This window comes from Bacillus sp. JJ1609 (assembly GCF_036967045.1).
In the GTDB taxonomy this organism is placed as follows: Bacteria; Bacillota; Bacilli; order Bacillales; family Cytobacillaceae; genus Mesobacillus.
Genome location: NZ_JBALSS010000039.1, coordinates 1 through 15,513 on the forward strand (window position 1 = coordinate 1; position 15,513 = coordinate 15,513).

The 15,513-nt window shown below is 38.0% G+C and carries 14 protein-coding genes and 1 pseudogene; all 15 read right to left on the bottom strand.

The features are described from left to right. Nucleotides 1-746 (bottom strand): CsxC family protein (locus V7654_RS22080; RefSeq protein ID WP_335432999.1); only part of this gene is annotated, 746 nt, incomplete at its 3' end. A 579-nt stretch (nt 747-1,325) separates the two neighbouring features. Next, nucleotides 1,326-3,026 (bottom strand): transglutaminase-like domain-containing protein, encoded by a 1,701-nt coding sequence (locus tag V7654_RS22085; RefSeq protein WP_335433000.1) that lies wholly within the window; start codon nt 3,024-3,026, stop codon nt 1,326-1,328. 201 nt (nt 3,027-3,227) lie between these two features. Beyond that, a complete protein-coding gene (locus V7654_RS22090; RefSeq protein WP_335433001.1) occupies nt 3,228-5,684 on the bottom strand; it encodes a heavy metal translocating P-type ATPase in 2,457 nt (818 codons plus the stop codon). Further along, the gene (gene copZ, locus V7654_RS22095; protein ID WP_335433002.1) at nt 5,685-5,915 is read right to left on the bottom strand and encodes a copper chaperone CopZ; all 231 of its coding nucleotides are present in this window, start codon (nt 5,913-5,915) and stop codon (nt 5,685-5,687) included. 17 nt (nt 5,916-5,932) lie between these two features. Further along, complete coding sequence (locus tag V7654_RS22100) at nt 5,933-6,391, bottom strand: CopY/TcrY family copper transport repressor (protein ID WP_335433003.1); 459 nt, start codon at nt 6,389-6,391, stop codon at nt 5,933-5,935. A gap of 401 nt (nt 6,392-6,792) precedes the next feature. Continuing rightward, the gene (locus V7654_RS22105) at nt 6,793-7,053 is read right to left on the bottom strand and encodes a right-handed parallel beta-helix repeat-containing protein (RefSeq protein WP_335433004.1); all 261 of its coding nucleotides are present in this window, start codon (nt 7,051-7,053) and stop codon (nt 6,793-6,795) included. A 706-nt stretch (nt 7,054-7,759) separates the two neighbouring features. After that, nucleotides 7,760-8,467 (bottom strand): hypothetical protein, encoded by a 708-nt coding sequence (locus tag V7654_RS22110; RefSeq protein WP_335433005.1) that lies wholly within the window; start codon nt 8,465-8,467, stop codon nt 7,760-7,762. A gap of 183 nt (nt 8,468-8,650) precedes the next feature. Further along, nucleotides 8,651-8,791 (bottom strand): hypothetical protein, encoded by a 141-nt coding sequence (locus V7654_RS22115; RefSeq protein WP_335433006.1) that lies wholly within the window; start codon nt 8,789-8,791, stop codon nt 8,651-8,653. 71 nt (nt 8,792-8,862) lie between these two features. Next, a pseudogene (locus V7654_RS22120) lies at nt 8,863-8,979 on the bottom strand (hypothetical protein); the annotation flags it as partial. A 123-nt stretch (nt 8,980-9,102) separates the two neighbouring features. Next, nucleotides 9,103-9,987 carry an RES family NAD+ phosphorylase gene (locus V7654_RS22125; protein WP_335433007.1) on the bottom strand — a complete coding sequence of 295 codons (885 nt, stop codon included), beginning with the start codon at nt 9,985-9,987 and terminating at the stop codon, nt 9,103-9,105. Between the two features lie 65 nt (nt 9,988-10,052). Continuing rightward, the gene (locus tag V7654_RS22130) at nt 10,053-10,934 is read right to left on the bottom strand and encodes a DUF2971 domain-containing protein (RefSeq protein WP_335433008.1); all 882 of its coding nucleotides are present in this window, start codon (nt 10,932-10,934) and stop codon (nt 10,053-10,055) included. An 86-nt stretch (nt 10,935-11,020) separates the two neighbouring features. Beyond that, complete coding sequence (locus V7654_RS23980; protein ID WP_438825336.1) at nt 11,021-11,089, bottom strand: hypothetical protein; 69 nt, start codon at nt 11,087-11,089, stop codon at nt 11,021-11,023. A gap of 171 nt (nt 11,090-11,260) precedes the next feature. After that, nucleotides 11,261-12,331, bottom strand: a complete 1,071-nt coding sequence (locus V7654_RS22135) for an HNH endonuclease (protein ID WP_335433009.1) — start codon at nt 12,329-12,331, stop codon at nt 11,261-11,263. 398 nt (nt 12,332-12,729) lie between these two features. Next, complete coding sequence (locus V7654_RS22140; protein ID WP_335433010.1) at nt 12,730-13,836, bottom strand: hypothetical protein; 1,107 nt, start codon at nt 13,834-13,836, stop codon at nt 12,730-12,732. Between the two features lie 221 nt (nt 13,837-14,057). Next, complete coding sequence (locus tag V7654_RS22145; protein ID WP_335433011.1) at nt 14,058-15,377, bottom strand: hypothetical protein; 1,320 nt, start codon at nt 15,375-15,377, stop codon at nt 14,058-14,060. Nucleotides 15,378-15,513: the final 136 nt, after the last annotated feature.

Here is a 15,513-nt window from a genome sequence, read left to right on the forward strand (position 1 = left end):
GGTCCTGTTGGCCCTGTTGGTCCTGTCGCTCCTCCACCAATTGGGACTTGTTGTTTCTGAAGCAGCTTGATTGTAAAATTGACAATCATCTTTTCCACAACGTTCCTAAAGGTTCCTTCAAATATTGCTCCTTCTTGTAACGGCACCCTGTCTGTTGCTTCATCCCACTCTACAATATTGCTGGAGACCAAATCACAGTATGGAAGTTCATTATAGTGTTGAGTACTAGCTTGATGAAATTGCGAAAGGTCGCTCGTTAGCAGTTCATCTTTTTCAGGAAAGCCTTCCGGTAAAGGTTTGGTAATCAAAAAATCAAATTCACTGCGCTGGTTAAATTGAACGTCTACTGGACGAGTAATGAACTCCCTAATTGAAGTGGTACATTCAAAAGGAACTTTCACGGTAAGAGATCGGATATTTGAGTCTATAGACTTCCGCATCCATCCCGCTGGTGCAGCAGCGTATCTGATATTTTTTTCTACGTATCCTTTTATGAATAGCTGATTGGTTGGCACAAGCAGACGACATTGCACAAGGACTACTCGTTTTTTTATATCCTTGATTTCCAGTACATCTTCAGGAAAGGTAATGTTAGCTTTAACATGGGTACTAACTTCAATCTCAGCTAAGACTACCGGTACCTTGCTTATCCTTGCATCAAAATTTACGTCCGGTACTACGTTTCTGTTTGGACAATTGCTAATATTCGCCGAAATTCCCTTATTGTGATTCTCTTTATCTCTCAATTATTTCACTCCCTTATTTTTTATTGAGAACACAATATATTATGGGAATCTCTCTACAGGGGATTGGACTATTTATATAAAATCCGGAAGCGTTGGGGAAATTCCACACCTGCCTTAGAACATAAATGGAGGTGGAGGCTGTGAAGAAGGTTTAGATTTAGAGACAATGTTTATCTAATTCTATATATAGGACTATTGTTATCTCGCAGAACATGAAAAACCGGGCAAAATCGCCAACTACACCGCAACCTCAATCTTTTGGTAGAAGAAATGGTGGTTGGATTTTTCCCATTCCCTCCTGCTTCTGGCCATCTTCTCCATCCTCACCTGTTGGTCCTGTTGGTCCTGTTGGCCCCGTTGATTTGGAAACGGCTCATGTCATTACTAAAAGTTAATACCATTTAAATTTGATGAGTTTTCTCAGTTCAAAAATAAATTTCATCAAGCTTTAACTAAAATAAGCTACCATTCTTATATTGAATGGTGGCAATAATGATAGATTGGGGGCTAAATAACAAAAAAGACTACCTCCATGGAAGTAGTCCTTCTATACGCTGCAAGAACAGGCAGTCTCTATTTTTAATATGCCACCCCAGTCCTAGTATGAGTATTTTCAAACTCAACCATATCAGGGTCAAAATACTTTTCATCATATTTGGCGACAAACTTTCCATCATCTACATAACCTGAACCCCATGTCGGGTCCATTGTAATCCATTCTCCCTCAAGGTTTGCTTCGACCCATGCATGCTTTGACGGCCACCAGCCGCCTCTGGCCATGCCTTCAACAAATCGGGCTTCAATATCGCTCGCTCTCAGCAGGGCAATTGTCAGATACGAATAATCCTGGCAGACACCAGATTTCAACTCCAAGGTTTTCAAAGCACTGTCATCCCAATTGAAATCATCCGTCTCCAGCTTTTCAACATCATAAGCAACCGTTTTGGCTACATATTCATAAATCGCCTTTGCTTTATCTCTGTCCGTGCTCTTACCGGCTGTAATGTCCTCTGCCAGCTGTTTAATTGGTTCCGCATTGGACTGGACGCCCCTTGATGGCAGAAGGTCCCGCTGATCTTCGCCAGTAGATTCAACTTCGAACCTGGCAAAGCCAAAATACCTGAAGTAGTCGCTTTTCTCTTCTTTTATCTCCGGCACACTGAGGATGATCTCATACGTTCCAGGGCCGAAGCGAAGGTAAAAAGAGTCATCAAATTTGAAATCTTTAACCGGAATAACATCTAAAGCTTCATCTTCCCCTTTTTTCGTAGTGATATAAATATGTGTCGTTTCAGGTCCGAACTCAGCATTTGGATCTATCTTTCCCTTTACACGATACTTGCCTGACGCCTCCTCGCCGCCAAATACCGGCGACTCCAGCGTCACTCCTCTCTCGCGGTAGACATCCATATACTCAATCGGCAGCATCGTACGGTCAGACTCATTATCAATTAAAATTGTCGTAGCAGTCTGGTAGTAATTTTCCCGTTCCTCATCCGGTACCAGAACCTCCAGCTCATGAACGCCTTTCCCGTAAAATAAAGGGACATCATAGCTGAACTGCCCATCCTTGATTGGGAGGACATGCTTCCAGCTTTCTGAATCCTTGGTAAGCTTGAGCATGACGGTATCCGCATCCGTCAGCTTTTCCGCTTCCCCTTTCAAACTGAAAATCTCATTTTCTTTTACATAGCTCGTGTCCATGTTGAGTGCCATTTCTGCTTCCTGGCCAAAAGGAGTCAGCGTAATATCGCGCTTGATTTCAGGATTTACATTATGGACATCAAAAGCCGTCGCCTCAAAATAATAATCCTCCGTTTCGGTGCTCGGGAGCTGGACACTTACATGGTACTTCCCCTCACCATTGAAAAAGTGAATCTTCTGCTTGAACTTTCCTTCTTTTAATATCGTGTAGTACTCATGCTGATTTCCGGCTGGACCTTCCTCATCAGCGGAAACCTTAATCCAGACGTAATTCGATTTTAACGAAGAGAATTTTTCAACCTTTCCTTCTACAATTACTTCACCGTTAACGGCAAACTCCTTGTAATCCGGTTTTGTAAAAGTTGAATTGATTTCTTCATTATAGGAACTGAGCTCGAGTGGCTGAAGCTCGATTTCCTTGTTTTTTTCCTTTACGAGCTTTTCATATTTATCCTCTTCTTTTTTCTCCGCTTTGGCTTTTGCGTCGCTCGGACTTGGGTCGCTGCAGCCTGAGAGAATTAAAATCGTGCTCATTACCAGCAGCAGCGCTGTTAAAATAGGATTCTTGGAATTCATGGCTTCCTCCTCCGGAATGGACTGTTTCACTTTTTGTGTTTATTTACGCATCCTTGGTGGATAAGTTCCTGGGCCTTATGTACCTTTTTACTTTGTTTTCCAATGGCCGCTTCATTTATATGAATCTATTATAAAATAAATGCCTTGCTTTTTGATTCAAAAAGGACCCATCCCAAATAGGATAGGTCCTCTACTCTCAAATCAGCTTCTCGAAGGCTTGAACCCCTTCAACCGCAGTGCGTTAAGCAGCACAGATACTGAGCTCAAGCTCATCGCTGCGCCGGCAATCATTGGATTTAACAATGGTCCGCCAAAAAGATACAGCACGCCCATCGCAACTGGAACACCAACGATGTTATAGGCAAATGCCCAGAAGAGGTTCTGTTTTACGTTGCGGATGGTTGCTTTGCTTAGTTCGACGGCCGTTGGAACATCCATCAGGTCACTTCTCATCAGGACGATGTCTGCGGATTCCATCGCAACGTCTGTACCGGAGCCGATCGCAATCCCGACGTCTGCCTGAGCCAGGGCTGGGGCATCATTAATGCCATCCCCAACCATTGCGACTTTCCTGCCGTCCTCCTGAAGCTTTTTGACTTCATTCGCTTTGTCCTCAGGTAATACTTCGCTCAAAACCCGGTCAATGCCTACCTGCTTGGCGATTGCCTCAGCAGTACGCTTGTTGTCACCTGTAATCATCGCGACTTCAATGCCCATCTTATGCAGCTTTTGAATTGCTTTCATACTTGTTTCTTTTACCGTATCAGCTACTGCGATGATTCCGGCAATTGTTCCATTGATTGCAATATACATCGGAGTTTTGCCTTCGTTCGCCAGCTGGTCGGATGTGTCAGCCAATTCAGCCAGTTCAATCCCCCGGTCATCCATGAGCTTGCGGTTACCGAGAAGGATATTTTTACCCTCGATGTTCACTTCAATTCCATGGCCAACGATCGCATTAAAAGAATCTGTTTTTACTACACTAAACCCTTTTTCCTCGGCAGCCAGGACAATCGCTTCTCCCAGCGGGTGTTCAGACCCCTTTTCCGCAGAAGCAGCAAGCACGAGCAGTTCGTCCTCCGAAAGACCGCCCGCAGTGACAATATCCGTTACCTTAGGCTTCCCTTCTGTAATAGTGCCCGTTTTATCAAAGACAATCGTATCAACCTTGTGTGTGGTTTCAAGCGCACCGCCGCTCTTGATCAGTACTCCGTTCTCTGCTCCCTTGCCTGTTCCGACCATAATCGCAGTTGGTGTCGCCAATCCCAGCGCACACGGGCAGGCTATGACCAGAATGGAGATGGCAATCGTGAATGCAAACAGTCCTGACTGACCAGCAAAGTACCAGGCAAAGCCTGTAAGGATCGCCAGCACAATAATGATTGGCACAAAGTAACCGGAAATGATGTCCGCCAATTTAGCGATCGGCGCCTTCGAACCCTGTGCATCCTCTACTAGTTTAATAATTTGCGATAATGCGGTGTCCTTTCCGACCTTAGTTGCTTCATAACGGATCGCACCATTTTTATTAATGCTGGCACCAATGATTTTTGATCCAATACCTTTTTCAACCGGAATGCTTTCTCCAGTCAACATCGCTTCATCCACTGAAGTACGACCTTCTACCACTACACCGTCCACCGGCATCTTTTCTCCTGGCTTCACAATGATCATGTCATCGACTTGAACTTCGTCTACAGAGATTTCGATTTCTTTGCCGTCCTTCAATATAATTGCCGTCTTAGGCGCAAGCCCCATCAGCTTTTTAATCGCTTCAGACGTTTTTCCTTTTGAAAGAGCTTCGAAATATTTACCCAAAGTGATCAGCGTTAAAATAACCGCTGCTGATTCATAATATAAATTCCCTGCATAGCTGTGGTTACCCAGCACGATCATCACCGTTGCAAAAGCACTGTAAAGGAAGGCAGCGCTCGTTCCCAATGCGACGAGCGAATCCATGTTAGGATGTCGCTTAATCAGCGTCTTGAAACCGACTGTGAAAAATGGCTTCCCTAAAATCATCACGGGAATTTCCAGGACAAGCTGAACATTCGCGAAGGCAGCCGGATTGTGCATTGGATCAATCATTTCCGGAAGCGGAAATTCAAGCATGTGTCCCATTGCAATCAGCAGCAGTGGAACTGTGAACACGCCTGAAATCCAGAAGCGTCTCCACATGTCCTTGATGTGCTTTTCCTTCTTGGCCCTGTCTTCGTCAACCGTGTTTGATGATTCCACATCCTCGACTGCTTCATAGCCAGCATCCTGAACCGCTTTTTTAATATCAGCCACCGTGACAGCAGTTGGATCATATTGAATCACCATTTTTTCAGTTGCCATGTTTACATTTGCTTCCATGACTCCAGGTAATTTTCGGGTTGCTTTTTCTACTGATTGCACGCAGGAAGCACACGTCATTCCATTAATGACGAATGTTTTCATCACCACATCTGTAAGTGCTTTATATCCTGCATCCGAGACAGCATCTTGAATTTCTTTTACAGATAAAACATTCTCATCATAATTCACTTTTAACTTCTCTGTTGCAAGGTTCACACTTGCTTCCACTACACCTGCCAGTTTCTTCACCGCTTTTTCAACAGACTGCGCACATGATGCACATGTCATTCCTTCAATGGACAGGATTTTCTCAGTCATTTAGATCAGCCACCTTTTAGATGTCGGTTCTGATTCATAACCAGCTTCACGAACCGCTTCATTCAAATCATTGATAGTCAACTTCGAATCATCGTACTTCACTTTTGCTGTTCCCTTCTTCAAATCAACCTTCACTGCCTCAACGCCTGGCAGCTCCTTCAAAGCTTTTTCCACTTTCCCCACACAATGCCCGCAGCTCATTCCATTCACTTTAAATATAATTTTTTCCATTTTAGTAACACTCCTTTTCAATGACAGCTCATATTATGATTTTCCTTACAATGGCACTGCCCAGGGACGCAATTGCAGACGATTTCATCTACTGCATCCTTTTTCTTTGCTTTTAAAACTTCCTCGATCATCGCGATATCACCATGGCTAAGGGTCGCATCACGTATCAGATCCGCAATTGTTTTTCCAACCGCCGTGTTGCAGATGTGATTGAATAGTCCTTCCTTCAGCGACTTCAGGCTCTCTTCCTCACTGACAGCCGCCGTGTAAATAAACTTGTTCCCGACTGTCTCGGTATTCAGCGCTCCCTTTTTTACCAGGCGGCCAATGAAAGTTTTCGTGGTCGCAGGCTTCCAGTCTTTCTTCTCCTGCAGGATGCTGATAATCTCCTTGCTCGTCGCCTTCTTGCGCGTCCAAACCACTCGCATGATTTCCCACTCAGAATCCGTAATCTCCAATTTTTCTTCATTCGTCATTTTGCAGCACCTCTATTTTTAAAATTATTTACAAGTGTAATCGATTTATGATTTTAGTTTACAACCGTAAACGATTTTTGTCAACAAACACAATTATATTTTTTTCCAAATAAATCTCGTCGCTTAAAATTGGCTTTCCCTAATCGTCCTGTCGCCATGAAAAAATTCCCGTCAAATTAAAAAATGGACACCACCACGAAATGGAGTCCTGTATTCCGAGCTAAGCTATGCTCCTTCTTTATTCATAAAAAAATCCGCCCCACTTTTATGAGGCAGATCATTTATATAGCTTCTTTTTCTAAGGATAACTTCATCCGCTCGACAGCCTCAGCTGTGTCACAAACTGGCAATCTTTTTCTACCAGTGCATGTTGATGTCTTGAACGATGTTAAGGTTTCAGATCACTTCAATGCCGGACCGCGGTTTTCTTCCACCTCGCTGCCGTATGCAATGTTGCTTTGGCTAGAAATTTCAATAACGTCGTAGCTATTGTTCCCTATATTGTTGTTTACTGCAACAGAATTGTTGCCATCTCCGATTAAAATGCCGTTGAAGGAGTTGCCCTCCGCCTGGTTGCCATATACAAGTGTATTTTGCCCTCTTACTACAAAGGCATCTTGAGCATTGCCGGTAGATTTCTGACCAACTTCATAGTCGGTCACTACACTCTATGATTCTCAAAGATTTATGGCTTGGCCACACTGTATAGGTATTGGCATACTTTTTTGCAAGAGTTAATCCTTTTAAAATGAATAATCTGTTATGTGGTGACAAAAGAATGTATGTTGCTAGCTATATAGTGATAAAAGCAACACAAAAAGAGGCTTCCTAAAAGTTCAGAGAACGAATGGAAGGCCTCTAAGTGAAAAAATTGCCCTTTTTAGTTTGTCGATATCACTCAAAATTTGCAGATATTTCTCGGGAAATTGTTGAAATATGAAAAATGAGAACACGGGGTAAATTTCTTATCTCTAGGTCAATGAAACATCTAATGATTCCTTTTGCTGATACATAAGGTCACTAACTATATACATCCAGGGACTTGTCCGTATCATGTAACTCTATAGTGCTTCCATATCGTTTCAACACTATATTTTCAAATAGGTGGTGAATCTTTGACCCTCAATTTCTATTTATAACAATTGGAATTTAACCGTCATTTATATCGCCCAACGATACGAAACGGAAAAAGAACAGATTAACCCCTGCTTGACCAGTTGAATTGACTTTCAATTGCCTCGCACATGCTTTGTATTGGTTTCAATTTACGAGTTCCGATTAGATGCATATCGCTTAAACAAACCATAAATGAATATCAATAAAGCCTTTGTTTTTTCGATAACCAGATAGAATGAACATCAAAATCTACTATTTCCGGAATAAGGAGAAAAATAGACTCCATTTATCTTTTGGTCTTTGTATCGCTTCTTCTAAACGATTATTAAAATCATTTTGTGAACGCCATTCTTTTTTTTGTTCTTCCCGCATACTTTGGATTTCTTTTTGCAAGAGTTCACTTTTTTGTTGTTCTTGCTGCAGCATTGTTTCGTAATAGTTTTTTTGTTGTTCCGTTAATTTTTCTATTTTAGCATTCGTTCTTTGTGCTGAATTACCAATACTTGAACTAATAACATGATGGTCCTGCTGAAGCTGTGAAACCGTTGTTTTGAGCTGTGCCATATCGTTTGCAAGCTGGACATTCATTTCACGTGCAGCTGCAAGTTCATTGACGACAAACATTAGTACTTCTTTTAATTGATTTGGGTCTTGGGGTAAATTCTCATATGTATCAGAAATCGCAACCTCTGTTCCAGTAGAATCTTCTAATCTTTCTTTTAGCAGTGATACAAGATCTTTTGCCGTATCGTCTAGGGGCTTGTCCGTATCGCGTAACGCTATAAGCGCTCCGATATCAGATGAAACAAAGATACGTCGATCGCCATCTTTCAAGAACTCATATCCATTCCGCTCTAAGATCTGGCCATACTTTCGAACAGTAGGAGTGGCAATCCCCACCTCTTCTGCTACTTCCTTGGAAGAGAAAGCTCGTTCATTGGGTTGTATATCGCGTCGCATATCGAACCTCCTTTACTATAAATATGAAGGTTTTCAGATTCATTTGCAAGCTGTATCGCCATACGATACGGATTAAAAAAGAGCAAATCTGTAAATTTTAAAGATAAAAAGAGACTGCCTCCCCTATATTAGAAAGTAGTCTCTACATTAGTTAGAAATTTATTATTGTGACCAGTTCTCACTTTAGACTAAAAGAGCATTCGCTATTTCCCAATAGTAAGTGGCTGATATTACATCCACCCATGTCTGGCATGCCATCTTTGTTTTCTTCCGGCATGTCAGCAATAAATACCACAGCATAGCCTCTACAAACGAATGAAGCACCTCCATCCACCAAAAAAAAGAATCCGTCCCCACAGAGGGACAGATCCTTTAATCATTCTTATTTAACGGAATTACATCATTCCGCCCATTCCACCCATGCCGCTCATGTCAGGCATTCCAGATCCAGCTGGTTCTGGCTTGTCAGCAACAACTGCTTCAGTTGTTAAGAACATAGCCGCTACGGATGCAAAAAGTAGCGATATAATCATGTTTTACTTATATTTATTTAGCGATAACCACTTCTCTGGTTAAATCCTCCAATATAATTATAAAGTAGTGACGATATTTGGTAAAGTGGTCATGGCTCAAATTTATTTATCATAATTTTTTTTACCAAGCTTATCTAGTAGTTCTTGTGCCTGTTTAAATTTAAACGGCTCAATCTTATGATGTATTAAAGTCTTTTGATGCAATGGAGCAATTCCTTTTGCTTCAAAGCATATATCCTCTACCTCATAAAGTGAAGAACCTATTGCCTGACACTTCTCGTAATTAAAAATCGTTATATTCCTTCCTCTTTCGTGGAGGGAGCTGTTAAATTTTATTCCTTCTAACCCTAAATTTTTTATAAACTCTGATACATACTGTGTAGGTATGTAGCTTTTCTTGTCAAAGTCTGAAGGTCTAGAGAAATCTCTCATTATCATAAATAATAGGTTTTGTTCCAAACCATTCAATTTCCCAAAAGAATCATAAGAAAAGTCAGTAATAATTAGTGGTTCATTGACTTTAATTTCTGCAATGCTTACCCTGCTTCCTAAATACGGTCTGACTTCAACAAGAGCTGTATAGGGCTCTTCTGCTGTATAAAGATATTTTATATAACTTGGATTAGCTCTCCCATCACTAACAATGTTATTGTCTAATGGAACAAATGAATCCTTTTCATCATAACCCCAGAATTTTGTTTTCATTTTATTATTAATCTTTGCTTTATTAAAATGTTTAAATAAATTATTTTCCTCTGAAATTTCTTCTGCTTTTAAATAATGGAGAAATGTTGTGTCCGCTGTATAAATTCTTGCTCTATAAAGAATTTCTCCACTTTCAAGTGTACTTTCACAGGAGTTAGCAATACTTTCTAGTATATCTAAGACCTCGTGTTTAATGTTAAATCTATTCCTATATAGTATCTCATTTTTAAAGTCAGTCCACATTTCAAAAGCTTGACTTAATAAACCTTCCTCTGAGCTCACTGATTATATCCCCCTATTAATAATTAGTTTTCTAACAATATATGAAATAAAAACGCTTATACACTTTAATTCACCAAATCATAATTTAATTGAAAACTTGTTGAATGTTCATTAAAGCACATTTGGTATGCAGGAATATTAAGATGATTCGCTATTTCTACTAGTTGTTCTTTGTTATCTTTACTACATTTCATACCTATATATATCGAACTAGGGTGGGCGTCTAAATATTGCTTATTAGAATTGCCAACTAAAACTCTTAGTTCATTTTCGTAGTTCCAGCTAGTATGTTTTACACAACTATAAAATATCGAAAGCCATATTATCATGAAGTCATCAAAAAGAATTTTCTTTTTCCCTAATCTTATGTCTTCCTCTATCCTTCTAATGATTTTTAAAGCTTGGTCTTTAATAATATCAGTAACATCTAATCTTTCCTCCGTATACTGAACAGGCATCAAGAGGCTTTTTAGCTGGAAGTTTCTTTTATCATCAGTGTCGTACTCTACACAATATCCTGAATGATTATTTGAATAATGTGCCCACATGGGCATACTTTGAACATTATTTTTGGTCATTGATGTAATTAAACTCAAGGATGAAAAATCATCAATCAACTTCCCATTATGTTCTCTTAAACGTTTTATTTGTTGTAATTCTCGCTCATTATAAAAAAATGATTTTCCTTCAAATGGGTCATTAAGATGAGACATAGGGGAAAGGAAAATCTGACCGTTCCTTAAAGTTTTTAATTTTAAATTATTTAAATTATTGTTATCCGTTAAAGAATAATACTTATAGACTTTTTTTGTAATATGTAACTGGGCTACTCTTAATAATGTAAAGAATGCTTCACTACTACTGTCTATTTTTAAAATTTCTATAGCTTTTCTGTAGTCCATTGGATTTTCTTGACGCCATTTTTCTATATCAAATTCTACTTCCATGCTAATCTCCCCAAATCGAAAGTAAATTTCCCTTAACTAATAATTTCCAGTATAAGTATATCTCAAATGTTACTCTTAGGAGTATCTTATTTCTGTAATTCATTCTTCCTTCTTATAAGGGTTTGCTTATTTATTCCCGTCATCGCTTCCACCACTACGAAATCTCATTAGAACTTCAATCTTTTCACTTCTTAGTCGAAGAATTTTCACAAGAGTTTATTTCCTACTTACCAGAAATGTCAGCAATTGAGTTATTGATTATAATGAGAGAAAGCGAAATGCAGAATTAATAAGAAAACGAACCGTATATCATTACGGTTCGTTTTTTAACCATTCCACTCACTATTTTCCTCCACACTTAATCTAAAATCATAGTATTGTCTATTGGTATTATTCTTAAAACCATATCTTGAATGGAAAGCTTCATGACAAATGGTGCATAATGTAACACCATTGTTAACATCTGTACGCTTTTCCTTACACCAGCTATAGCCATCTAGATGATGGGCAACAACTTGTGAGCCACTATATCCACAACATTGGCATGTGTAATTGTCACGTTCCTTTACTTCTTTCACCCATTGGTAGTATTTCGGATATTTTCTAGCCTTTATCCTCTCTTCTTCATTCAAAGTATAATGCCAGTCTGGAATCATGCACTCCCAACATTTACGTTTGGGGTTTTTACCTTCAACAGCCCACATGAATTTTCTATAGGTTACAGTATCGATATTTCCACAGCTGCACTTAAACTTCATTCGCGTGCCAGCATTTACATACTCCTTTTCCAGAAGAAGTAAGCCTTCCTTTGCAAATAGGACACTAACGAACTTAAGTGTTAGTTTTTTTGAACCACCACAGTAATCACAACCATGTTGAGCGTTTTTAAATTTATTTAAAGTAGTAAAGCTTACATGACCATTAGGACAAATGTATTTTAAAGACTGGTTAACATTTTCATAAACTTTAGATAACAATACATAGCCACGTTTTCTAAAGTATTCATTTACTTCTTCATAATTCCACCTTTTTAACCCCTGACATTCTGGACATCGCCTTTCATTGTGTTTAAAATTGTCCCAATTCATTAAAAAAGTATGGCTTTTCGGACACTGGAACATAAGTTTTTTCTTTGCACCTTCGTAATTAGTTGAAAGTAATTTATAGCAATGACTGGAAGCATACTTTTCAACATCCTCAAATGTGACTTTCCTTTTACTACACCTCGCACATCTACGCCCCATCTTAAAGGCATCCCATGTGATTGAAACTGAATGCCCCTGAGTACATATAGCATTTAAATGTGTTTTCGCGTTCTTGTACTCATTACTTAGCAAAATATATCCGTTTGTTTCAAAAGATAACTTAACAAATTCTAATGTTATTCTTTTCTTCAATCCGTAGCCCTTCTTTCAATAGCTTAATAGTAAGAGCTTTAACAAATTATCTTTTTTTCATACATGCTTATAAATTATTTATTATAACCAAAAAAGGACTAACGAATACTTAAATAAATACATTTTTCTTACACGAACATACATTCCTGTTTTTGACATTATTATTAATGATAATACTCGGGGGGTGCTACCACAAACATTGCATTTCATTTGTGGCTCCGCCACAAAATGAAGTGCAACGCTGTCGATGCACCACCCCCCGAACCCCCCTCACATCGACTAAAATATATTATTTTAGGTTATTCAATAGGAAAGTTAAAATTTGTACACAACCTACTTTAGTATATTATTTTCATATTATTAGTTCCGGATGTGTACAAATACATTTCTAATTTACACTAAAACACAATATTATCATCTTCCCCATCATAATCCCAAAATTCATCATCTGATTGCCTTTTCCTTTCTTTACGTAATAGTTCTTCCAGTACATCAATTTCTAATTTATCCTTTAAAATTATTGATAGAATCTTCAACGTGTTCATTAGATAAGTCCTTCTCCAGTGGGATTTATTTTCTTGGTATTTTTTACTTTGCTGCCTATTCTTTGCTAACTTTATAAACTTCTTAAAATACGCTTGGTCAAATTCTTCTTTCGATACCTCTTTTATTACTTTTTCATATATTAATGAAACTCCTATCGCTTGGTACATATACTTAATACCAAACTCTTTTTCCATTTGTTTATCTACTTCTTTAATGATTCCCTCCAATCTTTCACTTCTATGACCAAAAGAAAAATATGCTTGAATATACTGAGTGTATTTAATGCCAAATGTTTCTACTAATTCCTTCTTAAAATTTGCTGCTTCCGCATATCTTTCTTCGTCAACTTCCTCATAGTTACCATCAATATTTCTAAAGATGTAACTAATTGACCTAGTGACTATTCCTTCTTTTTCTAATCGCCTAAATGAGTTATCTATAAGTGATTTGTTATAATTGTTAATCGCTTTACTAAACTCACTCACAATTTCTTTAGGATTAACTAAAACGCCTCTATGAAGTTCTTTAATTTCTTCCATTAATTCATCATTGGAGAATGAATTTGGTTGAAACAAATCAAATTCTCTTATCCAAGCACTGTATGGACGATTATTCCCTGGACCATCCTTTACAAGAATATTAAAGAAATATTCTTTCATCGTTTCTTCTTCTACAGTTGGTACAGTTCCTTTGTAATTGTACTGCCGCTCTGTCATTTCATCCTTTTTACCTTTAAGGTTGTATTTACGTTTTTTCCCTTTCCCTTCTACTTTAACATTATGGAATATAGTTTCTAATTTGTGTATTAGTGCTTCCATTGTTCTGTTAGGATGCAAACACCCTCTATCTTTCCAGACTGCTGTTTCAAATTCAGAGCCATCATATCCATGTTCCATCGTAATATTAATAGCTTCTTCTTCAGTAAAGACATTTTTGTCTTCATTTTCTTCAATAAGCATCCAGTTAACATCTCCTTAGTAATAGATGTGGTAGATGTTTATAGACATACAAAAAAGCCAACAGTCTATAAACATGACAAATAAAACAGGCATTCCGCCCGTATATTTGAGTTTATTGACCATTAGCTTAAATTCAGCTTAATGTATTGTTCAATTGAAACAACCCTATTATATACAGTATGAAGAAAATATTCAAAAAAGTCAAATTGTTAGACCCGATTTTACTTCTTCATCCAAGCTTCGTATATTGTCTTATTCTTTACTGGTATTGCATCAGCATTCAGAAGTTTGATTAACTTTACAAACATGTTTTTGCACCTTGGTACTGACTCTATACGGCTTTTTAAGTAATTATCTTCAGTTACAACAGAAAATAGTTGTTCAACCTCTCTTAATGAAAAATTTTCTATCATTTGTTGATAAAAGGGTAAAGCAGAATCGGATGTTCCATATCTATTACCTACGTAACAGAGTGCTACTACATATGTGTATCGCTTCAAAATTGGAATTGGTATCTTCTTATCAAAGGAAACTGCAAGGCGCTCTGCAAAAGGTTTTTCGTTGTAAAAATTATCCATTCCGTGATGTGCTTCTTCTAAATCCTTTATAGCAGTTAGAACTATCGAAGCAACTTTATCTTGCGGAAGTAAGTCTAATGCGCCGACTTTCTCAAAAAATCTTTCTGAATATCCTTTTTTATCAGCCGAGCCTTTCATCATGTATGAAGAGTATAAACCTAATAGTTCTGCAATTGCATTATCACTATAAGAATCCCATGTATCTCTAGTAATTGTAAGGCAGTTCCCTCTAACATTTTCATCATTTTTCTCATCTACATAATTTGCAAATAACATTTTTAATATTGCAGACCTCTGTAATTCATTTGCTCTTTGAATTTTTTCTACATAGGTTTCCTTGACTTGGTCGCTAATCTTCCCCTGTTTAATAACAGCCATAAACTGAGATACTGGAAAACCTTCGTATTGGGTGTCGTTACTTAGTATATGTTTAGTACATTGATGCATAAAAAATATGAGTTCTGTGCCATCTAACATTGAGTTTGATGGATGTGCTGAAGAATAATTGTTTCTTATCTCTCTACAAGTGTTTATAAAAAAATACGAGTCATCATCTATAAACCCTAACTCAACGCATATATCAACCAATTCTTTATCCCTTATTTCTGACAATAGCTTCTCATTAATATCCCGCTCTAAGAACGAAGCTGCTTCTGAGTATCCAAAGTTCTTTACCTTTTGACGTAAAGCTAAAATAGCAGTGTTCCACATATCATTAACAGCGGCACTAAAAAGTCCCATTCTAATGGAAACAACCATTCTCGCAAGTAATTCATGTCTATATTCAATCTTTACATTTTCTAGTATTTTCCTCAAGTTGGACCAGACTATCCCAATATCTTCTTGACTAGCTAATACTGTTCTTGGAATACCAAGAGAAGCTGTTAAGCTATTAATAATTGGTTCTGTATCGCAATCCCTAAAGTCTGGTAGAGTTGTTTCAACTACTTTTAAATATGACATTAGCTCACTCCCTTTTTAGGATAATTCTACCATATATTAATATACTTTGGATATTCTGTTGACAATCTATATTATATAATCTATATGAAAAGAAGTGGGATATAGATAAATAAAATAGAGCTTTCATTCAGATTTT